This is a genomic window from Curtobacterium sp. MMLR14_002 (assembly GCF_001864975.1).
Taxonomy (GTDB): domain Bacteria; phylum Actinomycetota; class Actinomycetes; order Actinomycetales; family Microbacteriaceae; genus Curtobacterium; species Curtobacterium flaccumfaciens.
The window spans coordinates 1-221 of the sequence record NZ_MJGT01000130.1 but is presented as its reverse complement, the minus strand read 5'-3'; the positions used below and the strand labels follow the sequence as shown (position 1 = coordinate 221).

At 55.2% G+C, this 221-nt stretch carries 1 protein-coding gene; it reads right to left on the bottom strand.

Annotation, left to right across the window (positions count from 1 at the left end; all coding sequences use genetic code 11):
- Positions 1–219, bottom strand: a 219-nt coding sequence (locus BIU91_RS18345) for a TIGR02391 family protein (protein ID WP_290439514.1), incomplete at its 3' end; no start/stop codon positions are given.
- Positions 220–221 lie beyond the last annotated feature (2 nt).

The window sequence follows — 221 nt, the reverse complement described above, 5'->3', positions numbered from 1 at the left end:
ACGTATAGCCGCGAACGCTCCTTGTGCCATACTGAGAATACCTACCCTCATCGCCTTCACTGTCAGGTCGTCGTCACTTCCTGGCCAACGCAATCTTGGCTTATTTTCGGCAGGCTCGGCCAACGAGAACGCCTGGGACATAAGGTCAGAGTCCCCCAGCTCGTATCGACCGGTTCGATTCTTCACTTGACTACTCAGAGCAGTAGCCGCTCGTTGCACAG